We start from the raw sequence: 24,660 nt of genomic DNA on the forward strand, positions 1-24,660 counted from the left end.
ATTGCTCCGTCTTTCCCGAATCGGCCATGCGACCAACTCGCGTATCCGGTATTAGCATTCGTTTCCGAATGTTATCCCAGTCTTACAGGCAGGTTACCTACGTGTTACTCACCCGTCCGCCGCTAACCATCAGGAGTGCAAGCACTCCATCAAGTCCGCTCGACTTGCATGTATTAGGCACGCCGCCAGCGTTCGTCCTGAGCCAGGATCAAACTCTCCATAAAAGTTAGTTTGACTTGCTCAATAACGTTGTTGCTTTTCTGTCATAAATGACAGGGCATTTTCGCTCGTTGTTCAGTTTTCAAAGAACAATCATTTGTCTTTCGTTTTACCGTGTCGGCCGTATGTCTCAGCGGCGACTTAGATAATATATCATGTATGCCTATACGATTGCAAGTACTTTTTTAAAAAAGTTTTCATAGACTCTTTTCTTCTATAATATGTTGTTCTTCTAGCAGATACACTTCGTCAGCCTTCCTCCTCATCATGCAAGCTATCTTGCTATGAACTCCTTAGCTGTATGGTTTCTTAAAACATATATAAAGGGCCCTCCACTAGGAGAGCCCATACTATTATCTATAGATAATGAATTAATACTCTTTGGCTTTTGTATACATCTTGCTCTCTTTGATCATTACCGCTTTCTTCTTGCTCTGCACGACACTAGAATCCAATGTCGTATCGATCGTTACCCACTTGCCGTTCAAATAAACTTCATTCCATGCGTGGTACACGTCCAGGTACTCTGTCTGACCCATGACCAGCTTGGTCGGAATATCCAGGCTGCGAAGCATCGCAGCAGTTAGAGAAGCATAACCGTAACAGATATCGGTCTTGGAAGTAAATGTGCGCTCGATATTCGGCAAATAATCGGATGGCACATTTTTGGCAAGCGCTTGATCATACACGATATTGGCTGTTATGAAATCATATACAGCCTTTACTTTCTCTGCATCGGACTTTTTCCCTTTCGCAAGCTCCTTGGCTTTTTTTATAGGTTTGTCCGTGCTAGTCCAGCGAATATTCTGTACTGAGTTCAAGTATACCGCGTTATCATTCTTCAGCTTTAAGGTGAGCTTGTCCTGCTTCAGGACCTTATAAGACTTCCCCGAGATATTCTCCAGCAAAGAGACCGTGTATTCCCCATTCCCGAGCTGCAGAGGAAAGAATTCTGTACTTTCACCGATCGGCAAATTGTACGTATAGCTTTCTTGGCCCTTTGCAATCATCACTTTTGTTTTCACATTTTTCTTCACATTATAAGAGACAGTTATGATTCCGCTTGAAGCATCTGACTTGTCCAGCCAGCTCTTGCCGGCGTTAGCATATGTCGTTGCAGGTACGTTTGAGAGAAAGAACAATGCCGCAATAAGCAGTAGAGTGAATCTTCGCACGAACAACACTCCTTTCGGTAGCTGGCTGCCATCAATAAAAAGGCCCTATAGCTTTGCGTCCCTGACTTTCGCCAGGTTTGCCATTATCGAGTCTACTATTCGACGATTCGTTCGATATAGACCTATACAGTGTTCTATATAGTCCTATGAAAATAAAAATAAGCATGTCCATTCGGTAGCTGGCTGCCATCATCAGGAAGGCCCTATAGCTTTGCGTCCCTATCTTTCGATAGGTTTGCCATTATCGTGTATTGCTTATATGGTTCTATACTACCACATTTTTCTAGTAAATCAATAGAGAACTTGTTCAAAAATGGTAGAATCACGGCTTGATCCATGCGTGCTGTCGAGCGAGTGAACTGAACGGTCGAGCTAACGAACAATTTTTTTGCAACCGCTGCTTATAGACTACTCTGCAGGCATACGAAAACCCCATCCTGTATTGGGATGGGGTTCTCTTCGTTGGTTCGCCTAAGCCCTAGTATTCGACTTTAGGTTAGTGACCAGTTGATCTAGATATATCATCAATTCATCCTTTAGGCTAGGATTATCTAATGCCATTTCAATCGTTGTTTTGATAAATCCTAGCTTTTCACCAACATCATACCGGATTCCCTCAAAATTATAGGCGTATACAGCCTCGGATTGATTGAGCTCCGCAATCGCATCCGTAAGCTGAATCTCCCCTCCTGCACCTGTTTTTTGATTCTCCAATATTTCAAATACTCTAGGCGTCAGGATGTAGCGCCCCATGATGGCTATGTTGGAAGGAGCATCCTCGACTTTAGGTTTTTCGATTAGCGATTGCACGCTAAGCAAGCGATTGTCGACTTCTTTGCCTGCAATGATGCCATATCTGAACGTCTCTGACGGGTCTATATTTTGTACCCCGATAATGGATGACCGGTATCGATTATACTGTTCAATTAGCTGTCTTAAGCAAGGCTTCTCGGCTTGAACAATATCGTCGCCTAATAGTACCGCAAACGGCTCATTACCAATAAACTTCCTTGCGCACCATATGGCATGTCCCAGGCCCTTCGGCTCTTTTTGCCGTATGTAATGGATATCAACCATTTTAGATGATTTCTGAACCTCATTGAGCAGCTCAAGCTTGCCCTTCTCCAATAAATTCTGTTCAAGCTCGAATGAGTTGTCAAAGTGATCTTCGATCGCCCTCTTGCCCTTGCCCGTCACGATGATGATATCTTCAATTCCAGACGCCACAGCTTCTTCAACTATATACTGAATAGTTGGCTTGTCGACTATAGGCAGCATTTCTTTGGGCATGGCTTTAGTAGCTGGCAAGAAGCGTGTCCCTAATCCAGCAGCTGGAATAATAGCCTTCCGAACTTTCATTCTTTCGCCTCCGATTTCCCAACTAATAATGATTTCATACTGTTTTTGGCTTTCAAAAATCTCTTCCTTTAACCCAAATGATTAGATTTTTCAGAAAAGTAACTTGAAAAAAATGCCCCACAGCTGTGGGGCATGGTTTTATTCGTCATAAGCCGTGTCATCGTATTTAGTGACCGCGCATATGAGGGAACAGAAGCACGTCGCGAATGGACGGCGAATCGGTCAGCAGCATGACCAGACGGTCGATACCGATGCCAAGACCGCCGGTTGGCGGCATGCCGTACTCCAGCGCGCGGATGAAATCATCATCCATATCATGCGCCTCGTCGTTGCCCTGCTCCTTCTCTTCCAGCTGCGCCTCGAAGCGCTCGCGCTGGTCGATCGGATCGTTCAGCTCTGTGAACGCATTGGCATGCTCGCGCGCCACGACGAACAGCTCGAAGCGGTCCGTAAAGCGCGGATCATCGGCATTCTTCTTCGCCAGCGGCGAAATCGCAACCGGATGTCCTGTAACGAACGTAGGCTGGATAAGAGTAGACTCGCAGCGCTCCTCGAAGAAGGCATTCAGAATATGGCCGAACGTCATATGCGGCTCTACCGGAATCTTATGCTCTTTCGCCAGAGCATGAGCTTCTTCATCTGTCATTTGGACGCTGAAGTCAACGCCCGTTACCTCTTTGACAAGGTCAACCATGCTGACTCTGCGCCATTGCGGCGTCAGATCAACGTCATGGCCCTGATACTTGATCTTCGTCGTGCCCAGAACCTCTTGCGCAATATGCGCAATCATATTCTCGGTGAGCGCCATAATATCCTTGTAGTCGGCATAAGCCTCATACAGCTCAATCATCGTAAATTCAGGGTTGTGGCGCGTGGAGATGCCTTCATTGCGGTAGACGCGGCCGATCTCGTATACCTTCTCCAGGCCGCCGACAATAAGGCGCTTCAGGTGAAGCTCAATCGCAATACGCATATACAACTGCATGTCCAGCGCATTATGATGCGTGATGAATGGACGTGCTGCCGCGCCGCCTGCAATGGAATGCAGCGTCGGCGTCTCTACTTCCAGGTAGCCCAGAGAATCCAGGTAACGGCGCATCGATTGAATGATTTTGGAACGGGAGATGAACGTCTGTTGAACGTCCGGGTTCACAATCAGATCGACATAGCGCTGGCGGTAGCGCAGCTCTACGTCCTTCAGGCCGTGATGCTTATCCGGAAGCGGAAGAAGCGACTTCGTCAGCACCTCCACCTCAAGCGCCTTGACCGACACCTCGCCCGTATTCGTCTTGAAGACAACGCCCTTCACGCCTACGATATCGCCGATATCAAGCAGGTCGAACGCCGCGAACTTGTTCTCGGCTACGGAATCCTTGCGGACATAGATTTGGATGCGGCCTGTCAGATCTTGAATATGAGCGAAGGCAGCCTTGCCCATGCCGCGCTTCTGCATGATGCGGCCGGCAATGCTGACCTTAATGCCCTGCTCCTCAATCTCTTCCTTGCTGAGACCCTCATAGGCGCTCAAGATGTCCTTGGCATTGTGCGTACGCTCGAACTTCTGACCGAACGGATCCACGCCTAGTCCGCGAAGCTCATCGAGCTTGTCTCTGCGAATTTGCAGAAGCTCGCTCAGCTCCTGTTCGCTGTTCTGGTTGTTATCATGTTCCAATTCATTCATCTCCTTAACACATTCGGCAAACGCTCAAAAAGCTTCCGGCAAGGAAGCTTTCGAAATCGTGAATCGCACACCTTATTTTTTGATATCGACAATTTTATATTGAATAATGCCCGCCGGTACGTTAACCTCTACGACTGTGCCTTTCTTCTTGCCCAGGATCGCTTTGCCAACGGGGCTTTCATTCGAAATCTTGTTCTGAAGGGGGTCGGACTCGGCTGTGCCGACGATCGCGTATTCCATCGTGTCGCCGAACTCCAAATCCTCTACCGTTACAATCGATCCGATGCTGACGGTATCGATATCAATCTCATCATTATTAATGATGCGGGCATTGCGAAGCATCTTCTCCAGCGTAATAATACGGCCTTCGATGAAAGCTTGCTCGTTCTTCGCATCCTCATATTCCGAGTTCTCGCTAATATCGCCATAACCGATCGCGACCTTGATCCGCTCAGCTACTTCACGACGTTTGACCGACTTCAGGTTCTCAAGTTCCTCTTCCAGCTTCTTGAGCCCGTCTTGAGTCAGAATGATTTGCTTATCGTTCATCTTTCCGATTCTCCTGTCGTGTGACTAATTTTTCATACGTTGTATGAATTCACTGTTACTTAATATATTACGCATGATACCCATCATACCTGCTGTTGCCTATGGTGGACTGTAACTTAAATGTTAGATTATATTGCACGATTATATTGCATGGTCTCTTGAATGTCAATCGGAGCCAGCCCCGCCATTGAAACCGTTTCATTTATGCGCCAAAAAGGAAAGACGACGACAAGCGGTTACTGTCGACCATTGTCGAATAACCGCCTGACGTGTCTTTCCATAGGTTAATGTACGGCTTCCCCGGCTGTGCCAGTCTCAGAGCCTACACCCTCGTTCTCAAGCGAGCGGATGAAGTTGTCCAAGATGATAACCATACGGTCGCGTCCGGTTTCCTCCATAATGGCATCCTTCACGCGCGCGCCGCCAGGCAGTCCCTTCAGATACCAAGCCAGATGCTTGCGCATCTCGCGGACGGCTACCGCTTCATTCTTCAGAGCAATCAGGCGGTCCAGATGGAGAATCGCCACTTCCATCTTCTCGCGAGGGGTTGGATCGCCCAGCAGCTCGCCGGTCGACAGATACTGGATCGTGCGATACAGCATCCATGGATTGCCCAGCGCTCCGCGTCCGATCATGACGCCGTCTACGCCCGTCTGCTCCAGCATCCGCTTGGCATCCTCAGGCGAGAATACATCGCCGTTGCCAATGACGGGAATCGATACCGCTTGCTTGACGTCCCTTATAATGTCCCAATTCGCCTTGCCGGTATACTGCTGCTCGCGTGTGCGTCCATGCACGCTGACGGCGCTGCCGCCAGCTTTCTCTACCATCCGCGCATTCTCGACTGCATACACATGCTCGTCATCCCAGCCGATCCGCATTTTCACCGTTACAGGCTTGTCGACAGCATCCACCACCGCGGATACCATCTCATATATTTTGTTAGGGTCCAGCAGCCAGCGCGCGCCTGCGTCGCACTTGGTTACCTTCGGCACCGGACAGCCCATGTTGATATCGATAATATCGGCATTCGTCTGCTTGTCGACGACTTTGGCCGCTTCGACCAGCGATTCGCGGTCGCCTCCGAAGATCTGCAGGCTGAGCGGCTTCTCCCGCTCATCGACGAACAGCATCTCCATCGTACGCTTGTTGCCGTGCAGAATCGCCTTGTCGCTTACCATCTCCGCACATACAAGCCCCGTGCCGAATTCCTTGGCAATAAGTCGGAAAGCCGGGTTGCACACGCCTGCCATCGGCGCCAGCACGACTCTGTTCTTCATCTCGATGTCTCCGATTTTCAGCATGCCGCCCTTCAATCCTCCTTCATGGTCATGAGTTCCTCGTAGCTGATCCCCAGCGTCTTCGCGATATGGTTGAGCAGCTTGGGATCATTCTTCCGCGTGCCCCGCTCCAGCGATCCCAGCACCGCTACCGATACGCCAAGCTCCTTGGCCAGCTCTAGCTGTGTATAGCCCTTCAGCTTCCGAAAGGCTCTGACGCGCTGCGCCAATTGATTGTTTTCCATAACGTGATGCCTTCCTTTCCTTCCCGAAGCGCCGCATAAGACGCAGCCTGAACCCCTTCGTGCAAAGGATGCGAATCCGAGATCACATCATGCAAGGGAACAAGCACGAACGCCCGCTCCATCATGCGCGGATGCGGCAGCGTCAGCTCCTCTTGATCCATTCTGACATTATCGTATAGGAGGAGATCGAGGTCAATGGTTCTTGGTCCCCAACGTTCATGTCGAATTCTCCCGAGGAGGCGTTCCTGCTCGAGCTGCTCGCGCAGCAGAGCCAAGGGCTCTAAGGTGGTGGACACGGCAATCGCCATGTTCAGAAAAGAAGGCTGATCGGTATAGCCAACGGGCTCCGTCTCGTAGATGCCAGATACGCGCAATACCCGAATCTCCGGGTGAGCGTCGATGCGCTCGATCGCATCCATCAGCAGCTTGTCGCGCTCTCCCATATTGGAGCCAAGGGCGATATAAGCTTCCGCTTCAGCGTTACGCTCGTACAATTCGGCCATCGGCATCCCGCTTTCTCGCAAGCTCAATCGTCACGCCGTCAAAGTGGATATCGAACGGCGGATGCGGCTTCGTCACGCGGACGGTAACGTCATTGATCATAGTATAAGCTTCAAGAACCCGCGATGCAATGTGACCGGCCAGCGCTTCAATCAGCTTGAAGGGAGGCCCCTCCACGATCGATTTGGCCAGAGCGTGAAGCTCCGCGTAGTTCACTGTATAGGCCAGGTCATCCGTAGCTGCAGCCTGCTCAAGATCAATGCCCAGATCCAGATCGACATAAAACTGCTGTCCCAGCTTGTTCTCCTCCGCGAATACGCCATGATACCCATAGAAGCGCATTCCCTTTACTATCATTCGGTCCATGTTGTCTCCTGCTCCCTTCCTGTCCGCAGCTATAGGCTGCGCTAGCACACTCCTAAGTCCGATATAGCATCGCGTCCATCATACGCGCTGTCCGCTTGATGGCGAGCACATCATGCACGCGTACGATCTGGCACCCGCGCGCTATGCCTAGCGCGACCGTCGCTGCCGTCCCCTCAACAAGCTCATCCACCGGCAAATCAAGCGTCTGCTTGATGAATCGCTTGCGCGATGTGCCCAGCAGCACCGGATACCCAAGCGCCGCCAATTCGTCCAGACGGTCCATCAGCTCCAAGTTGTCCTCATAGGTCTTGGCAAAGCCGATGCCGGGATCCAGCCATATGTGATCGTCCTGAACGCCCGCTCTTCTCGCAATATCGACACCGTTCTTCAGATCGGCTATGACATCCTGCACAAAATCATGGTAGTCCCGCTCATGGCGGTTATGATTCAGAATAACCGGCGCGCCATATTCGGCTGCCACAGCCGCCATATCGGGATCGCCTTTCAGCCCCCATATATCATTAATGATATGAGCGCCCGCCTCCAAGGACTGGCGCACCGTTACAGCTTTGTAAGAGTCTATCGAGATGGCGATTCCCGGCAAAGCTTCACGAACGGCCGCTATAACCGGCAGCACCCGCTTCAGTTCTTCCTCTGCGCTGACCGCCTCAAACCCGGGTCTGGTGGATTCGCCTCCGATATCCAGAATATCCGCGCCCGCAGCCACCATCTCCCTGGCGTGAGCGACGGCGCGGTCCACATCATTATAGCGGCCCCCATCGGAGAACGAATCGGGCGTCGCGTTCAATATGCCCATAATGAGAGTGCGCTGGCCCAAATCAAGCTTCACGCCGCCTCCCAGGTCATAGGATCGTTGCCAATATGTCGGTCTAGCATTCATCGTCTGTCACGTCTCCTCTTGCTCATTCGCTCTTCGGCTAGCATGCCCCATATCGCCGCCCTCTCATAACACTGCGGCATCCGCGCGGTATGAACCCAGCAGCTCCATTGTCACCGCACCGGCCGAACCCCCGCCAATCCGGATTCTCTCATAAGTATCAAAGCGAGTCAGCTCTGTGACGGGAACCAGCTCCTGAATGGAATTGGTCAGCCAGATCTCATCGGCTGAGGCAAGCTCTGCCCAGCCGTAATGCCCCTCTTGCACCCTATAGCCCGCAGCTGAAGCCAGCTCCATCACACGCCCTCGGGTAATGCCGGGCAATATGCCCGTATCCACTGCAGGTGTATGAACGATGCCCTGGCGCAAGAAGAACAAATTGCTTACAATACCCTCGGACAGCCAGCCCTCGCGTGTCAGCATTAATCCTTCCGCTGCGGGATGCGCCGGCATCAGATGCGGACTCCTGCCATCACCAAGCCCCAGAAGCTCTCTCTTCGCCATAATATTGTTCATATAATGAAGCGATTTGAATCGCACCGTTCCCTCCGGCGTATTCCGCACCGTGCGAAGCAGACGCAGCTCTTTGCCCAGCCGCAGCGCTTCCTCATTCACGGGCGGCAGCTCCTTCACAAGCAGGATGATCGTCGGCTGCGTATAATCGCCGCTTGGCAAGCCAAGAGCGCCCTCGCCGGCGCTCACCGTCAACCGCACGTAGCCATCCTCCAGCCCATTCTCCCGCAAGAGTCCCCCCAGCCAGTCTTCAAGCTGGCCTATGTTCATATCGAAGGGAATGCCCAGCTCCGCACATCCCGACTTCAAGCGATTCATATGCCGCTCCAGCAGATAGGGCTTGCCATGATAGGTTCGGAACGTCTCGAACAGTCCCAGACCGTACAAAAAGCCGTGATCATAGACTGAGATCACAGCTTCATGCGCGTCAACCACATTTCCGTTCAGACCGATTTTCATTGCACGACGCCTGACCGATGGCGCATGAAGTTGCGAAGCATCGTATGCCCATGGTCGGTAATAATGGACTCCGGATGGAATTGCACGCCTTCGATCGCATATTCCTTATGCCGCAGCCCCATGATTTCGCCCTCTGCCGTCTCTGCGCTGATCTCCAGGCATTCCGGCAGCGTCTCGCGGCGAACGATCAGGGAATGATAGCGCGTCGCTGTGAACGGCGATTCCATACCCTCGAAGATCGTCTTGCCGTCATGCAGAATGGGCGATGTCTTGCCGTGCATCAGCTTCTCCGCTCGCACGACCTCGCCTCCGAAGGCTTGTCCGATCGACTGATGGCCGAGGCAGACGCCGAGGATCGGAATCTTGCCTTTGAAATGGTCAATCAGCGACAAGCTGATACCCGCCTCGTTAGGCGAACATGGACCCGGCGAGATCAGGATATGATCGGGCGCCAGCTCCTCAATGCCGGCAAGGTCAATCTCGTCGTTCCGCTTCACGACGATCTCCTCGCCCAGCTCGCCCAAGTATTGCACCAGATTGTACGTGAACGAATCATAGTTGTCGATTACGAGTATCATGCTCCACATCCCCTTTTTCCAAATCTATTGATAGAAGCAAAGCTCCCCAAACTTTATTGCTCCGATTCTCTGTCTGCGAACCGCTCGCTATACTGAATCGCCTTCCACAGCGCCTTCGCCTTGTTCATCGATTCCTCATATTCGCGGTTCGGGTCCGAGTCGATGACGATGCCCGCTCCGGCCTGAATATAGACGGTTCCGTCTTTGATCGCCATCGTTCTAATAATTATATTAAATTCCATATCCCCGTTATAGTCAATCCATCCCATCGATCCCGTATACGGGCCCCTGCGCACGGGCTCCAGCTCTTCAATGATCTCCATCGTGCGGATCTTCGGCGCGCCGGTAATGGTCCCGCCAGGGAAGGTCGCTGCGATTACGTCATACGCATCCTTGCCGTCCGCCAGCTCCCCATCTACCTGCGACACCAAATGCATGACATGGGAGTAGCGTTCAATCACCATCAGTTCCTTCACCTTAACCGTTCCATAGGCAGAGATGCGCCCCAAATCATTGCGTTCCAGATCGACCAGCATAATATGCTCGGCGCGCTCCTTCTCATTCGTGCGCAGCTCCTCGGCGAACAGCAAATCCTCTTCCTCCGTGCGCCCCCTTCTGCGCGTGCCCGCAATCGGCCGAGTCCCCAGCTCGCGCCCCTTCAGCTCTACCAGCAATTCAGGCGAGGCCGACACCAGCTGGAAGTCAGGCGAACGAAGCATGCCCATATAGGGAGAAGGGTTAAAGAGTCTGAGCCACTCATAGAGCTCCTCTGGCGGCGTCGACACGGCTTTGGATTGCCGCTGGGCCAAGTTGACCTGGAATACGTCTCCTTGCCCGATATAGCGCTGTACAGCCCGCACAGCGTCCATATACATTTCCTTGGAAGTTGGAGATTCGACGCCCGGTATCGACTTGACGTCGATATGAAGCGATTCTCCTTCCATATAAGCCAATCTGCTTGCGCGCAGCTTCTCCGCCATCTCGCGCGCCTTCTCCTCCTCGAACCAGGTCAGCCAATAATCCGCCATTCCCTCGGCCCTTAGCGAGGCCTGCTCGTAGACGGCCCTCAGCTCTTCGTCCGACTGGCCGAACGATACCGGACTATGCACGACGCAATACACGACACTGCGCTTATGATCGACGACCCAAATTTCATTCATCCTCATGAACAAATAATCCGGCAAGCCGGAATCGTCACTCGCCAGCTCCGGCAGACGCTCAATGGTGCGCACGATATCATAGCTCCAAAAGCCCGCGCACCCGCCCAGCCACTTCGGCCCGTCTGCTGCCGCGAGCCGCGGACCTTTGCCGTCGCTCATCCATGCCCGCACTACCTCCAGCGGCTTGCCCTTCCACTTCTTGCGCTCCCCGGAATGCTCGTCCAGCCCGCGGAAATCGATCGACTCCGCCTCCAGCCCTTTGCCGCGAATGACGCTGTCCGGATGCAGCCCCAGATAGGTGAACCTTCCGTCCTTGCCGCTCTCCAGCACGAAGGCATACGGCGAGGCGTCCTGCCACGCTTCCTCCCAGGAGGCCACCTTGCCTCCCTGCTCCCTCTGAAGCGGCAGCTCCTTCACTAGCGGCAGCGTCGTATATCTCTGTTCGGCGCGCCACCGAATCCACTCTTCCCAGGCGGTAATCATCTTGTAAATCCCCCGATCCCCGATGCTTATTTCGCTCAGTATACAGAAATGCCCGAGAAAAGAAAAGCGCCTTCCATCCCGAGGAATGAAAGGCTCTTCTCTGACCTGCGTATGGTATAGATCCTAAAAAGGATTAGTTCTCGAAGTTGAACAGAGGCGTGCTCAGGTAACGCTCGCCGTTGCTCGGTACGATCGCAACAACGCGCTTGCCTTTGCCCAGCTCCTTCGCTACCTTCAGCGCTGCAAAGATCGCTGCGCCGGAGGAGATGCCGCACAGAATGCCTTCTTCCTTCGCTGCGCGACGCGCATGCTCGAATGCATCCTCGTTCTCAACCGTAATAATGCCGTCGTAGATCTCACGGTTCAGGATATCCGGGATAAAGTTCGCGCCGATACCTTGGATTTTGTGCGGGCCAGGGTTGCCGCCGGACAGAATTGGAGATGCCGCAGGCTCTACCGCATACACCTTAATATCAGGGAAGCTTTCCTTCAGCACTTCGCCAGCGCCGGAGATCGTGCCGCCTGTGCCGATGCCTGCAATGAACGCATCCAGCTTGCCGTCCAGGGAGTTGATCGCTTCCACGATCTCAGGTCCTGTCGTCTCGCGGTGGATCTTCACGTTGGCTTGGTTTTTGAATTGTTGCGGAATGAAGTACGAAGGGTTCTCCTGAACCAGCTCTTCCGCTTTGCGCACTGCGCCGTTCATGCCTTCGGAGCCTGGCGTCAGCACCAGCTCAGCTCCGTATGCGCGAAGCAGGTTGCGGCGCTCGATACTCATCGTCTCAGGCATAACAAGAATCGCTTTGTAGCCTTTCGCAGCTGCTACAAGCGCAAGTCCGATACCCGTGTTGCCGCTCGTAGGCTCAACAATGGTGTCGCCCGGCTTAATGCGGCCTTCTTGCTCCGCCACTTCGATCATGCTGATCGCAATGCGGTCCTTCACGCTGGCACCCGGATTCTGGTACTCCAGCTTTACATAAATCTCCGCGCTGTCTTCAGGCACGAGGCGGTTCAAACGAACAAGGGGTGTATCTCCGATCAGATCAGTTACGCTTTGTACAATTTTGGCCATGGAATGAAAGTCCTCCTTATTCCGACTAAAATAGTTGGTTTTTGACTAATTACATCTTATCAATCTCGCGCCAATGTTGTCAATAGTCACTTTTGCTTTCTATCAAGCGTAAACGGCTATCGCCGTCCTCTGGCGGCAACAGCTCACGTTTCGCGGTGAAATATAAGTCCAGTATAGCGTGAAACTTATACTTCCTTATATTTTGGAAAAAAAACGACCGCGCTCCCAGCACGGTCGTGTTCACTTCATCATCATCGCATCATAACGCATGAGCAGCTCATCCTCCATCACATTCAGAGGCTTGGCCCGCTCCAGCGCAAGCTGCCTGCGAGCCTGCTCGAACAGCCGGTCGCTTGCCAGGTTGGACGTTGACTTCCGGCCTGCCAGCTCAATAATCGCATAACCTTTCTCCGCCAGTTCGATTGGTCCGGCAATTTCCGCAACAGCCATTGCGGCTGCTGCGGCCAGAACCTCTTCGTCATGGAACGGATCATCCGCATCGACCATCCCCAGATCCCCGCCGTCTTCAGCCGTAAATTCATCATTGGAGTAGAGCCTGGCCATAGCCGCGAACGACTCCCCGTCCATCAGCTTCGACAGCACGCTCTCCGCCTGCTCTCTTGTACTCGTCACAATCCAGCGCAGATGGTATTGCAGCTGCGGCTCGAATTGCTCCGGGTGGTCCTGCATGTAGCGCTCCACCTCATGATCGGCGACCGTTATATCCTTGATTGTAAAATGCTCCAGCAGCAGCCGGTAGCGGTACTCTTCCTGAATCTGCTCCCTGGACAATCCGAGCTGTTCCTTCATCATTCGATAGAACGCTTCTTCATCCCCGTAGCCTTCCGCCGCAGCGGCAATCTCCCGGTTCAGCTCCTCCTGGGAGACGCGGTATCCGGTCGCCTTCGACTCCAGCTCCAGCGCATGCCGGAGCATCAATGCCCGAAGCACTTCGTCTCCATACTGCTTGTACAGCTCGCCGGTCAGCTCATCTCTTGTAATCGGCTGGCCTCCAACCGACGCCACTACGCTCCCATCGGAATCGGACGGAGCAGGGGGCATCGACGGTCCGCCTTGCTCGCTTCCCCGTAAACCAGGCAACGGCCACACCTTCACCACCACCATGCCCGTCAGAGCAATCATACAGACGGCTTGAAGGATGACCACAGCCTTCAGAACCTCATATCTCTTCATGGCCTGGACTGCCTTTCTATTATTGAACCGGCTTCGGCTTTGCTTGTGCCAGCAATTGCTCCAGCCGCTCCTTGCCGAACGAATACTTCTCATTGCAGAAGTGGCATACGACTTCCGCCTTTGCATCATCCTCAATAATCATGCGCAGCTCGGATTCCCCAAGGCTGATCAGCGTCTGCTCCACTCTCTCCTCGGAGCATTGGCATTTGAACATCAGCGGCATCGTATCGTGAATAATCAGATCTTCCTCGCCTACCAACCATTTTAGCAGATCCTCCGGCGTCTGGCCTTGGGCCAGCAAAGTCGTCACCGGCGGCATCTTGGCTACCGCCTCTTCCAGACGGGTAATCTCGGCGTCCGAAAGGCCCGGCATCAACTGAACGATGTAGCCGCCTGCTTGCAGGACGGAATTATCATTCTCCACCAACACGCCTACGCCTACAGCGGATGGCGTCTGCTCCGATACTGCGAAATAATACGTGAAGTCCTCCGCAAGCTCCCCCGAGATTAGCGGAACGCTGCCCCGGTACGGCTCCTTAAGGCCAAGGTCCTTCGTAACATGGATATACCCGGACGTGCCCACTGCACCGGCCACGTCGAGCTTGCCTCTCTCATTGCTGTTATGATGTGCCTGAGGATGATCGACATAACCGCGAATCTCTCCGTCTGCGTTGGCATCGACGACGACCTGGCCGATCGGCCCGTCGCCCTTCACTTGAATCGTCAATCTTTCCTTGCCCTTCAGCATAGCGCCCATCATGGCGCCTACCGACAGCGTGCGGCCCAGTGCCGCCGTCGCCGTAGGGAAAGAATCGTGACGTCGCCGCAGCTCCTCCACGATATTGGTCGTGCGGGTCGCGAATACGCGAATCTTCCCGCCCCAAGCCGTGCCGCGCACCAATATGTCCTTCAGCTGCTCTGTCATCTATTTAACCCTCCTGGTTGCGTTCATAAATAATTCTCAAGCCTTCCAGCGTCAGCAGCGGATCCACCTCTTGAATCGTCTCCGATTCGGCGGCAATCAGCTCCGCCAGCCCGCCTGTCGCAACCACCTTCGGATTCACGCCGAATTCGGCCCGAATGCGGTTCACAATACCATCAACCTGTCCAGCATAGCCATAAATAATACCTGCTTGCATCGACGTAATCGGATTTCGCCCAATGACGCTCTTCGGCTTCTGCAGCTCAATGCGCGGCAGCTTCGCTGCGCGCTGATAGAGCGCTTCCGTAGAGATGCCGATGCCGGGCACGATCGCTCCGCCGAGGTAACTGCCTGTTGTATCAATATAATCGAAGGTAGTTGCTGTACCGAAGTCAACGACGATAAGCGGGTAGCCGTACTTCTCGATGCCCGCAACCGAATTCACAATCCGGTCCGCCCCCACTTCTCGCGGATTTTCGTAACGGATATTCAGACCTGTCTTCACGCCCGGTCCGACAATAAGAGGCGTCTTGCGCACATATTTCAGGCAAAGCTGCTCCAGCGTCCGCATCAGCGGCGGAACGACCGAGGAGATAATGACGCCATCCACTTGCTCCATCTTAATCCCTGCATACAGGAACAAGTTATGAATGTTCATGCCGTATTCATCCACGGTAGCCGAGCGGTTCGTGCTCAGCCTCCAATGATATAGAAGCTCCTGGCCGCGGTAGATGCCGAGCACAATATTCGTATTGCCCACGTCAATGACCAGAATCATCCCCGGCCGACCTCCTTCTTCTCATTGAGATCCAAGCTGATATCAAGCGCTTGGAAGGAGTAAGTCAGACCGCCGACCGAGATCACATCGACGCCGCATGCGGCAATGCCGTGTATGGTATCCAGCTTCACGCCGCCGGAGGCCTCTACAATAATATGAGGCGACGTTGCTTTGATCAAGGCAACGGATTCCCTCATCAATTCATGCGTCATGTTGTCCAGCATAATGATGTCAGCGCCGCAAGCGAGCGCCTCCTCTACCTGTGCCAGCGACTCCGTCTCCACTTCGATCTTCATCGTATGCGGAATTTGGCGGCGTGCCGAAGAGACGGCAGCGGCAATGCCGCCTGCGCCCTTAATATGGTTATCCTTGATCATGACCGCATCATACAAGCCGAACCGGTGATTGAAGCCGCCGCCTACTCGCACCGCGTACTTCTCCAGCATGCGATGGCCAGGCGTTGTCTTGCGCGTGTCGACCAGACGGACCGGAAGCCCTTGAAGCGCATCGACAAAAGCTTTTGTTTTCGTAGCAATGCCGGACAGCCGCTGCATAAGATTTAGCGCAAGCCGCTCGCCAGTCAGAATGCTGTGCGTGCTGCCCTCTACTTGAATGAGCACCGTGCCCTTGGTGACGTTATCTCCATCGTTCACCTTCGCTTCGAAGGCAAGCTCCGGGTCCACCACCTCGAACACCAGCTTCGCCAGCGGAATACCCGCGATAACGCCATCTTCCTTCACATGGATGACAGCGGTCGAACGGGAGCCTGCCGCAATCGTCGTCTCCGTCGTGATGTCGCCGCTGCCGATATCCTCAGCCAGCCAGCTTCTGATCTGCTCTCTCATCTGCGCGTCATATCCGCCTGTCGTCCACTCAAACATCTTCGATTCGCTCCTCGGTCATGCCTTTTGTACGGTGCAGCACCGTATGTTTTCTCCATACCAGATCATCGCGCTCCGGGAAGTCCTCCCGGTAATGTGCGCCGCGGCTCTCTTCGCGCGTAATCGCCGACTCCGTCATCAATAGGGCGCAAGTGAGCATATTCGCGAACTCGAACTCCTCGCGTTCCGTCAGAATGGACTGGAAGATCGGCAGCTGCCGCTTCAGCTCTTCCAGACCTTTCTTCAGACCTGTCTCATCTCGCTTCAGCCCGACGTACCGGACCATGATCTTCTGCAGCTTCAGCCGGCGCTCGACGACCGCCTGCATAGGAGCGCTGCTGCGCTCAACTTCATTATAGAACTTAGGCTCCATATCAAGCGGCGGCGAATGCTCAATCCGCTTCACGATACGGCGGCCGAATACAATCGCTTCGGACAGCGAATTGCTCGCCAGCCGATTCGCGCCGTGCACGCCGGTCGAAGACACCTCGCCGCAGGCGAATAGCCGCTTAATATTCGTCTCGCCATTCAGGTCCGTCTTCACGCCGCCCATCATATAGTGCATGGCAGGCGCTACCGGAATCCAGTCAGAGGTAAGATCAAGCCCGTATTTCAAGCAATATTCATAGATCGTCGGGAAGCGGTGCTTCACCATATCGGCATGCTCATGCGTAATATCCAGATACACAAAGGTCGACTTGGTCGCTTCCATCTCGCTGACGATAGCCCGTGCCACAACATCGCGAGGCGCAAGCTCCAACTGCTCGTGGTAACGCTCCATGAAGCGCTCGCCTTTGATGTTGCGAAGGACAGCGCCTTCTCCGCGTACCGCTTCCGATATGAGGAACCGCGGAGCGCCTGGGTAGCATAGAGCCGTTGGATGGAATTGGACAAATTCCGCATCCCTTATGTAAGCGCCGGCGCGATAAGCCATAGCTACTCCGTCACCTGTCGCCACTTCCGGATTGGTCGTATAGCGATAGAGCTGACCCGCGCCGCCCGAGCACAGAATCGTGGCTTTGCCGCGCACGAACAACCTCTCGCCATTCGGCTTCTGCACAATCGCCCCGCAGCATTCTCCGTCCTGGGTAACTAGATCGATTACAAAATGGTCATCCCACACTTCGATTTTTTCATTGGCGACCGCATTCTCAGACAAGGCCCGCACAATCTCATATCCCGTTGCGTCGCCGTTGGCATGCAGAATACGCCGCTGGCTGTGGGCGCCTTCCTTGGTCAACGCGAATTCGCCGTTCTCCAGATCGAACTGCGTGCCCATCTTGATAAGGCTATGAACACCCTTCGGCCCTTCATGCACCAGGACATCGACCGCTTCCTCCGAGCATAGACCTGCGCCCGCAACGAGTGTATCCTGCCTGTGGTAGGCAGGCGAATCCTCATCGGAGATAACGGCAGCAATGCCGCCCTGTGCATAACGCGTATTGCTGTCGAGCAGCGACTTCTTCGTGATCATCAGCACCGAATGCTGTCTGCTTGCCCGTATAGCGGTAAAAAGACCGGCAATGCCGGCCCCAATTACGATGACATCTTTATCTAAGACTGGCAGCTTATCCAGCTCCACATCGACCAAATATCTTGGAATCATAACGCTTAGCTCCTTCACCCAGGTGTCATCTAAATTTGAACACTGCGACTACCGCGCATAAGCGAAGCAGCGCATGCTACTTCACTTGCAGCATGCGCTCGAGCGACAGACGGGCTTTGTCCGCAACTGCAGGCGGAACGTAAATTTGCGGCTGCATCGTCTCAAGAGCTTTGACGAGCTTCTTCAAATTGTTCACCTTCATGTTCGGACATACCAAATATTTGGACGCGAAGTGGAACGTCTTGTCCGGGCTGTCCAGTCTCAGCTGATAGCCTGTTCCGTCTTCTGTGCCCACGATGAATTCCTGAGCGTCGGACTCTTTGCAATACTTAAGAATAGCAGTCGTGCTGCCGACAAAATCGCCAAGCTCCACGACTTCCGGACGGCATTCCGGATGAACGACGAACTGCGCGTTCGGGTACTTCGCCTTCATCTCTTCAACGTCTTTCACCGTCAGCATGTCATGCGTGTTGCAGTAGCCTTCCCAGATGATTATCTTTTTGTCGGTGTTCTGCTGCACGTAGTGGCCCAGGTTTTTGTCCGGCACCCAGATCACTTCGTCGCTTTCTACAGAGTTGACCACCTTCACCGCGTTCGCCGATGTACAGCAAATATCCGTCTCCGCCTTGATCTCGGCCGACGAGTTGATGTATGTCACGACTGTGGCATTCGGGTGCTGAGCCTTCAGCTTGCGCAAGCCATCGACGTTGACCATGTCAGCCATCGGGCAGCCCGCGCGTTCGTCCGGAATAATAACCGTCTTGTTCGGAGCCAGAATCTTGGCGCTCTCCCCCATGAAGTGTACGCCGCAGAACACGATAACCTCGGCATCCGTCTGGGCAGCCTTCTGCGCAAGCAAGAAGGAATCCCCGCGGAAATCCGCTACTTCCTGTATTTCATCCCGCTGATAATAATGAGCAAGAATAATGGCATTACGCTCTTTCTTCAATTGCAACAGCCTCTCGCGCAGCTCACGATTCTGCTCCGCTTTGCGCTCCAGTGCCAATGCTTCCACGTTAATCCTCTCCTCTTATGAGGGATGGGCCTTTCGGTGACGCGCGATGGTCCCATTCCGTTATGCGGCATAGCGACTTTGTGAAATGATGCACAAACTCAGGGATTCGCTTGCCTATAGTTTAAACCAAAAGGGATAAATTCATTTGATTAAGATTTAATTTACACTTGGCAAGTGGCTCTGTCAATGGATGTTTCCTCATTTTATAGAAAAGAAGCCCGTCCTTGCCGGACGAGCTCTGGTCATTATTATTCGGTTCTGCTGTTATATCGAACATTCGGCTGCATTAGGCCAGGTTCAATTGCCACGTTACCCCGAAGCGGTCGGCTACCCAGGCGAACTTTCGGCTGAAGCCGTATTCACCAAGGGGCATCAAAGCTTTTCCGCCTTCCGACAACTTTGCACATAACGTCTCAATCTCATGCTCGGAGGAACAATTTACATATAAGGAGATCGCAGGCGTAAAGCCGAATGCATGCTTAACATGGCTATCGATGCACATGTAGGTGGTGCCAGCCAGCTTGAACGTGGCATGGATGACTGTCCCCTCCTCGCCGGGTCCTTCAGGCCCGTACCTGGAGATGCTTATCACTTCAGAATCCTCGAACAGCGAGAGATAGAAGTTCATGGCTTCCTCCGCTTGACCCTCGAACATCAGGAACGTATTGATTTTTTGCATTTGAAATTCCTCCTCTAGTCTTAAGAATGATAAGTCAGGCCGTCTTCTGCAAAGTCTTTCTAGCCAAGCCGAATATGATTCATCCCATGCTTGCATGTCTGCATGCTCTGACTAAAAAGATCGCACTCCTTCGCTGGCTGGCTGCAATGGAGTGCGATCTTTGACATAAGAGCGACCAAGCGGGCCGCTCATGATTCAAGCTACCTTCTTGCCGGGTCGTACGGCTGTCCAAGCGCCGCAGGAGCGCTGGAGCGGCCGACTGCCGCCGCAAGAACGATCAGCGTAAGCACGTACGGAAGCATGTAGAACACTTCCGTCGGGATTTGCTTCGAGAAATCGAACAGCTGCGCGAAATTCCGCAGCGCCTGCGCAAAGCCGAAGAATATGGCTGCGCCTGCAAGGCCAAACGGATTCCACTTGCCGAAGATCAGGGCGGCAAGCGCGATAAACCCTTGGCCCGAGATGGTATTGTGCGCGAAGCTGCTTGTCGTCGTCAGGGTAATGGTCGCTCCGCCAAGACCGGCAAGCGCGCCGCTCAGCATAACGCCGATATAGCGGTATTTCGTCACGCTGATGCCGACGGTGTCAGCCGAGCTTGGATGCTCGCCGACTGCGCGCAGACGCAGTCCGAACGGCGTCTTGAACAGCACGAAGAAGCTGATGATGACAAGCACAATAACGATATAAGTTGTCGGATAGGAACGGAAGATGCCTTCCCCGATAATCGGAATATCCGACAGGAACGGAATCGCTACCTTATGGAATACTTCCGTCAGCTGGCTCGTCTGAGCCGATCCGTCATAAAGGCTGCGGGTGAAATAAATCGCAGTTCCGAGCGCCAGAATGTTGATGACTACGCCGACTACCGTCTGGTCCGACTTGAATGTGATCGTCGCCACCGCATGCAGAAGCGAGAACACGACGCCGAAGACGGCTGCCGCAATCAAGCCGATCCAAGGCGAGATGCCGCCGAGGCCTGCCTGCGTCGCATAATCCGTAGCGACGGCCGCTGCGAAAGCGCCCGACACCATCAGACCTTCCAGACCAATGTTGACTACGCCAGAGCGTTCCGAGAACATGCCGCCGAGAGCGGCGAAGATAAGCGCAGTAGAGAATACGAGCGTAATATTAATCAGCTGGCCGGATATTTCAATAAACTGCATCTTACGCCGCCTCCTTCCGCTTAGCGCGTTTGCTCATGAACGGTTTGAGGATAAACTTCACGATGCCATGAGCCGCTACGAAGAAGATCACCGATCCGATGACGATCCGGACAATCTCTTGCGGCACGCCTGCACCGAAGCTCATGCCGGCGGAGCCGTAGCTGAGACCGCCGAACAGGATAGCTGCCAGCAGGACGCCTACCGGCGTATTGCCGCCAAGCAGAGCAACCGCAATGCCGTCAAAGCCGTAGCCAGGCGAAGCTGCCATAATCGTCTGGTTGCCGAATACGCCCAGAACCTCGAACACGCCGCCGAGTCCTGCGAACACGCCGCTGATCATCATGGATTTGACAATCGTGCGGTTGACGTTCATGCCGGCGTATAGCGCCGCTTCAGGATTGTGTCCGACTGCGCGCAGCTCGTAGCCTTGCTTCGTGCGCCACAAGATAATATAGAAGATAATGACGCATGCGAGCGCCACGAAGGTGCCCCAGTGAATTCGCGCTTTATCCATCAGCTGAACCAGCCAGTCGATATTCATCAGCGCCGATTCGTGAATGGCCCGGGACTTCTGCTGGCCCGGATCGGTCAGGAATCTCGATACAATCAAATTCGCCAGATAAAGAGCTGTCCAGTTCAGCATGATGGAGGAAATAACCTCGTTCACGCCGCGCTTCGCTTTCAAGTAGCCGACGATGCCCGCCCAGAGACCGCCGAACACTGCGCCGGTAATCACCGCAAGCGGACCGTGAATATACCATGGCAGATCAAGCAAAACGCCGACCAGCGTCGCGCCTGTCATGCCCATCACGAATTGTCCCTCTACCCCGATATTGAACAAGCCGGTACGGAAGGCGAAGGCAACCGCAATACCGGTAAAGATAAGCGGCGTAATCGCGCGAATCGTCTCACCCATATGATACGGGCTGCCGATGACACGATTGAACAGGGAGCTATAAGCTAGAATCGGATTATAGCCTCCCGCCAGCATCGCGATGGCTCCGATCAGCAAGCCAAGCACAATAGAAACGACTGGCACGAGCAGCGATCTTTTTTCGTTAAAAATCTTCTTTATCACGTCCATAACCGCTAGCTTCCCTCCCTGTCATGATCGGCATTGCCGGCCATCAGCAAGCCAAGACGCTCATCATCGCGATGATCGGCATCGACAGCGCCGACAAGCTTGCCCTCATACATAACCTCGATCCGGTCGGACAAGGCATACAGCTCGTCCAGCTCGAATGAGACAAGCAAGACCGCTTTGCCTTCGTTGCGCGCTTCCATAAGCCGCTTATGAACGAACTCGATCGCACCGATATCCAGACCCCGCGTCGGTTGAACCGCAATAATGAGATCAGGGTCTTTATTCAGCTCGCGGGCGATGATCGCCTTCTGCTGATTGCCTCCCGACAACGCGCGCGCATGCGTGTAAATGCCGGAGGTGCGGACGTCGAACTCTTCCACGAGCCGTGTGGTCAGGCTGTCCATCGCCTTCTCGTCGATGAAGCCCGCCTTGCCGTATTCCGGCTTGAAGTACGTATTCAAGATCATGTTCTCGCTTAGCTTGAAATCAAGCACAAGCCCATGCTTATGGCGGTCCTCCGGAATGTGGCCAACGCCCGCATTGGAAATTCTGCGCGGAGTATCGTTCGTAACATCTGCACCGTTCAGCTTCACATGCCCATCCTGCACCTTGCGCATGCCGGTGATGGCATAGATCAGCTCGCTTTGCCCGTTGCCGTCTACACCCGCAATTCCGAAGATCTCGCCGGAGCGTACCTGGAAGGTGGTGCCGTCGAGCACCATTTTCCCCTGGTCGCCTTTCATGCGAAGCCCATCGACAGACAGAACAACTTCGCCAGGCTGACGTTTGGTTTTCTCAACCTGGAAGTTCACGTCACGTCCCACCATCAGCTCAGCCAGCTGCCGCTCATTCGTCTCGCTTGTGCTGAGCGACTTAATCACCTTGCCCCTGCGGATGACCGTGACAGAGTTCGCCAGCGCCATAACCTCTTTCAGCTTATGCGTAATGATGATAATGGACTTGCCTTCGGCAGCCAGGTTACGGATGATATCGATTAATTCCTCAATCTCTTGTACCGTCAATACAGCGGTCGGTTCATCGAAGATCAGAATCTCCGCTCCCCGATATAACGTTTTCAAAATTTCAACCCGTTGCTGCATGCCAACCGTAATATCTTGAATCCGCATCTGCGGATCTACTTTCAGACCATAGCGCTCGGAGATCGATTTGACCTTCTCGTTCGCGAGCTTGTAATCAATCGTAAGCCCCTTCTTCGGTTCATTGCCGAGAACGATGTTCTCCGCTACCGTGAAGGGCTGCACAAGTTTGAAATGCTGATGCACCATGCCGATGCCCAGCTCAATCGCTTTGGAGGCGCCGTCAATGACCGTCTGCTCTCCGTTAATCCAGATCTCTCCCTCATCCGGCTGATACAAGCCGAACAAGATATTCATAAGCGTAGACTTGCCTGCACCGTTCTCGCCAAGCAAAGCGTGAATCTCGCCTTTCTTCAGCTCGAAGTTAATGGAATCATTCGCAACCAAGCCAGGAAACCTCTTGGTAATGCCCTTCAGTTGTACGACTGCCCCGCTCTGATCCATGCGTTCATCATCTCCCGGGATCACATATAGTTATTCGCTCTTTCTGATCAGAGAAACAGGACAAGACCGGCTCATGCCGGTCTTGCCTCTGTGACCCATGCCAAGCTTTATCGTGAGTCCGATGGTTCGTTCTTATGCAGACGGAACCGTAATTTCTCCGCTGACGATTTTTGTTTTGTACTCTTCTACCTTCTTCAGAACGTCTTCTGGAACGTTCTTCGTGGAAGTCTCTGGCAGACCTACTGCGTCGTCTTTCAGACCAAGGACTTGATGCGAGCCGCCTTGCCATTTGCCATCGATCAGATCTTTGGATACTTTCGTTACCGCCGCTTCAACGCCTTTCATCATGGAAGTCAGCGTTACTTCGTCGCCGAACTCCAGCGATTGGTCCTTGTCTACGCCGATAACCCATACTTCTTTGCCGCTCTTCTTGCGCTCGATCGCTTCGTTGAATACGCCATTGCCTGTACCGCCGGAAGCGTGGAAAATGATGTCCGCGCCGTCGTTGTACATCGTAGCTGCAATGCTCTTGCCAAGGTCAGGCTTATCGAAAGCGCCGGAATACGTAATATTTACTTTAGCTTCCGGATTCACGGCTTTAATGCCAGCCTCAAAGCCTTTCGCAAAGCGTGTAATAACCGGAATTTCCATGCCGCCAACAAAACCGATGTTGTTCGTTTTTGTCATCAGACCTGCTACTACGCCTACCAGGAAGGAGCCTTCTTGCTCAGCGAATGTAACGGAAGTTACGTTCGGAGCTTCTACAACGGCGTCAATAACCGCAAGCTTCGCGTCTGGGTTTTCAGTTGCTACTTTCTTCATAGCGTCTTCGAACAGCATGCCGATGCCCCAAGTCAGGCTGTAGCCTTCGCGAACGAAGTTGTTCAGGTTCGGCTCCATGTCTGCTTCGCCTTTGGACTCCAGGAACTTGGTCTCAGCGCCAGTGGATGCTTTCAGCTTCTGAAGAGCTTCCCATGCGCTTTGGTTGAACGATTTATCGTTAACTCCGCCTACGTCAGTTACCATGCCGATTTTGAAATCTTTGCCGCTTCCGTCTGACTCGACTTTGCTTCCGCCCTCATTGGTGCCGCCATTCTTAGCTTGTCCACAAGCAGACAATACGAGCGACATTGCTACTACTAGCATGAGCATAAAGCTAAATGTCTTTTTCATGCTTCAATTCTCCCCTTAATTAAATTGTTTTGAAACAGAACAACAACAAGCACAGCATTACCCTAACAGTATTGCTGTTTCTTGCC

Annotated in this window: 24 protein-coding genes, 1 rRNA gene and 2 riboswitches; all 25 genes read right to left on the reverse strand. The window is 53.4% G+C overall.

Translation table 11 applies throughout. The annotated features are described in order from the left end of the window. Positions 1 to 224: ribosomal RNA gene (locus D3P09_RS26165) — 16S ribosomal RNA — on the reverse strand; the annotation flags it as partial. Positions 225 to 590: 366 nt separating this feature from the next. Next, positions 591 to 1,394, reverse strand: coding sequence for a transglutaminase-like domain-containing protein (locus D3P09_RS26170; protein WP_120114395.1), 804 nt, complete (start codon positions 1,392 to 1,394; stop codon positions 591 to 593). Positions 1,395 to 1,407: 13 nt separating this feature from the next. Beyond that, positions 1,408 to 1,486: riboswitch (cyclic di-GMP riboswitch) on the reverse strand. Positions 1,487 to 1,565: 79 nt separating this feature from the next. Next, a riboswitch (cyclic di-GMP riboswitch) is annotated at positions 1,566 to 1,644 on the reverse strand. A gap of 221 nt (positions 1,645 to 1,865) precedes the next feature. Next, positions 1,866 to 2,753, reverse strand: a complete 888-nt coding sequence (gene galU / locus D3P09_RS26175; protein WP_120114396.1) for a UTP--glucose-1-phosphate uridylyltransferase GalU — start codon at positions 2,751 to 2,753, stop codon at positions 1,866 to 1,868. Positions 2,754 to 2,919: 166 nt separating this feature from the next. Next, positions 2,920 to 4,425 carry a lysine--tRNA ligase gene (lysS, locus tag D3P09_RS26180; protein ID WP_424452707.1) on the reverse strand — a complete coding sequence of 502 codons (1,506 nt, stop codon included), beginning with the start codon at positions 4,423 to 4,425 and terminating at the stop codon, positions 2,920 to 2,922. An 81-nt stretch (positions 4,426 to 4,506) separates the two neighbouring features. Continuing rightward, on the reverse strand, positions 4,507 to 4,983 hold the full coding sequence (greA, locus tag D3P09_RS26185; RefSeq protein WP_120114398.1) for a transcription elongation factor GreA: 477 nt from the start codon (positions 4,981 to 4,983) through the stop codon (positions 4,507 to 4,509). A gap of 284 nt (positions 4,984 to 5,267) precedes the next feature. Then, positions 5,268 to 6,287: a tRNA dihydrouridine synthase DusB gene (gene dusB / locus D3P09_RS26190; protein ID WP_120114462.1), complete on the reverse strand. Its 1,020-nt coding sequence runs from the start codon at positions 6,285 to 6,287 to the stop codon at positions 5,268 to 5,270. Positions 6,288 to 6,295: 8 nt separating this feature from the next. After that, the gene (locus D3P09_RS26195; protein WP_120114399.1) at positions 6,296 to 6,508 is read right to left on the reverse strand and encodes a helix-turn-helix domain-containing protein; all 213 of its coding nucleotides are present in this window, start codon (positions 6,506 to 6,508) and stop codon (positions 6,296 to 6,298) included. Further along, positions 6,460 to 7,011 carry a 2-amino-4-hydroxy-6-hydroxymethyldihydropteridine diphosphokinase gene (folK, locus tag D3P09_RS26200; protein WP_120114400.1) on the reverse strand — a complete coding sequence of 184 codons (552 nt, stop codon included), beginning with the start codon at positions 7,009 to 7,011 and terminating at the stop codon, positions 6,460 to 6,462. The genes D3P09_RS26195 and folK overlap by 49 nt, the downstream gene beginning before the upstream one ends. Then, positions 6,989 to 7,375: a dihydroneopterin aldolase gene (folB, locus tag D3P09_RS26205; RefSeq protein WP_120114401.1), complete on the reverse strand. Its 387-nt coding sequence runs from the start codon at positions 7,373 to 7,375 to the stop codon at positions 6,989 to 6,991. The genes folK and folB overlap by 23 nt, the downstream gene beginning before the upstream one ends. Before the next feature lie 52 nt (positions 7,376 to 7,427). After that, a complete protein-coding gene (folP, locus tag D3P09_RS26210) occupies positions 7,428 to 8,276 on the reverse strand; it encodes a dihydropteroate synthase (RefSeq protein WP_120114402.1) in 849 nt (282 codons plus the stop codon). Positions 8,277 to 8,339: 63 nt separating this feature from the next. Next, on the reverse strand, positions 8,340 to 9,245 hold the full coding sequence (locus D3P09_RS26215) for an aminotransferase class IV (RefSeq protein ID WP_120114403.1): 906 nt from the start codon (positions 9,243 to 9,245) through the stop codon (positions 8,340 to 8,342). Then, positions 9,242 to 9,823 carry an aminodeoxychorismate/anthranilate synthase component II gene (gene pabA, locus D3P09_RS26220; RefSeq protein ID WP_120114404.1) on the reverse strand — a complete coding sequence of 194 codons (582 nt, stop codon included), beginning with the start codon at positions 9,821 to 9,823 and terminating at the stop codon, positions 9,242 to 9,244. Before pabA ends, D3P09_RS26215 begins: the two co-directional genes overlap by 4 nt. A gap of 53 nt (positions 9,824 to 9,876) precedes the next feature. Next, positions 9,877 to 11,466: an anthranilate synthase component I family protein gene (locus D3P09_RS26225; protein ID WP_120114405.1), complete on the reverse strand. Its 1,590-nt coding sequence runs from the start codon at positions 11,464 to 11,466 to the stop codon at positions 9,877 to 9,879. Positions 11,467 to 11,599: 133 nt separating this feature from the next. Continuing rightward, positions 11,600 to 12,538 carry a cysteine synthase A gene (cysK, locus tag D3P09_RS26230; RefSeq protein ID WP_120114406.1) on the reverse strand — a complete coding sequence of 313 codons (939 nt, stop codon included), beginning with the start codon at positions 12,536 to 12,538 and terminating at the stop codon, positions 11,600 to 11,602. 240 nt (positions 12,539 to 12,778) lie between these two features. Further along, the gene (locus tag D3P09_RS26235; protein ID WP_165867592.1) at positions 12,779 to 13,732 is read right to left on the reverse strand and encodes a peptidylprolyl isomerase; all 954 of its coding nucleotides are present in this window, start codon (positions 13,730 to 13,732) and stop codon (positions 12,779 to 12,781) included. A 19-nt stretch (positions 13,733 to 13,751) separates the two neighbouring features. After that, positions 13,752 to 14,657, reverse strand: coding sequence for an Hsp33 family molecular chaperone HslO (gene hslO, locus D3P09_RS26240; RefSeq protein ID WP_120114408.1), 906 nt, complete (start codon positions 14,655 to 14,657; stop codon positions 13,752 to 13,754). 4 nt (positions 14,658 to 14,661) lie between these two features. Further along, positions 14,662 to 15,432 (reverse strand): type III pantothenate kinase, encoded by a 771-nt coding sequence (locus tag D3P09_RS26245; RefSeq protein ID WP_120114409.1) that lies wholly within the window; start codon positions 15,430 to 15,432, stop codon positions 14,662 to 14,664. Beyond that, positions 15,429 to 16,313, reverse strand: coding sequence for a carboxylating nicotinate-nucleotide diphosphorylase (nadC, locus tag D3P09_RS26250; RefSeq protein ID WP_120114410.1), 885 nt, complete (start codon positions 16,311 to 16,313; stop codon positions 15,429 to 15,431). The genes D3P09_RS26245 and nadC overlap by 4 nt, the downstream gene beginning before the upstream one ends. Beyond that, positions 16,306 to 17,919 carry an L-aspartate oxidase gene (gene nadB, locus D3P09_RS26255; protein ID WP_120114411.1) on the reverse strand — a complete coding sequence of 538 codons (1,614 nt, stop codon included), beginning with the start codon at positions 17,917 to 17,919 and terminating at the stop codon, positions 16,306 to 16,308. The genes nadC and nadB overlap by 8 nt, the downstream gene beginning before the upstream one ends. Before the next feature lie 76 nt (positions 17,920 to 17,995). Next, positions 17,996 to 18,934, reverse strand: coding sequence for a quinolinate synthase NadA (nadA, locus tag D3P09_RS26260; RefSeq protein WP_120114412.1), 939 nt, complete (start codon positions 18,932 to 18,934; stop codon positions 17,996 to 17,998). A gap of 286 nt (positions 18,935 to 19,220) precedes the next feature. After that, positions 19,221 to 19,613, reverse strand: a complete 393-nt coding sequence (locus D3P09_RS26265; RefSeq protein WP_120114413.1) for a VOC family protein — start codon at positions 19,611 to 19,613, stop codon at positions 19,221 to 19,223. Between the two features lie 200 nt (positions 19,614 to 19,813). Further along, positions 19,814 to 20,776: an ABC transporter permease gene (locus D3P09_RS26270; protein ID WP_120114414.1), complete on the reverse strand. Its 963-nt coding sequence runs from the start codon at positions 20,774 to 20,776 to the stop codon at positions 19,814 to 19,816. 1 nt (position 20,777) lies between these two features. Then, the gene (locus D3P09_RS26275) at positions 20,778 to 21,860 is read right to left on the reverse strand and encodes an ABC transporter permease (protein ID WP_120114415.1); all 1,083 of its coding nucleotides are present in this window, start codon (positions 21,858 to 21,860) and stop codon (positions 20,778 to 20,780) included. A 5-nt stretch (positions 21,861 to 21,865) separates the two neighbouring features. Next, the gene (locus D3P09_RS26280) at positions 21,866 to 23,401 is read right to left on the reverse strand and encodes an ABC transporter ATP-binding protein (protein ID WP_120114416.1); all 1,536 of its coding nucleotides are present in this window, start codon (positions 23,399 to 23,401) and stop codon (positions 21,866 to 21,868) included. Positions 23,402 to 23,533: 132 nt separating this feature from the next. Further along, complete coding sequence (locus D3P09_RS26285) at positions 23,534 to 24,574, reverse strand: BMP family lipoprotein (RefSeq protein ID WP_120114417.1); 1,041 nt, start codon at positions 24,572 to 24,574, stop codon at positions 23,534 to 23,536. Between the last annotated feature and the right edge of the window lie 86 nt (positions 24,575 to 24,660).

The organism is Paenibacillus pinisoli (assembly GCF_003605435.1).
Classification (GTDB): Bacteria; Bacillota; Bacilli; order Paenibacillales; family Paenibacillaceae; genus Pristimantibacillus; species Pristimantibacillus pinisoli.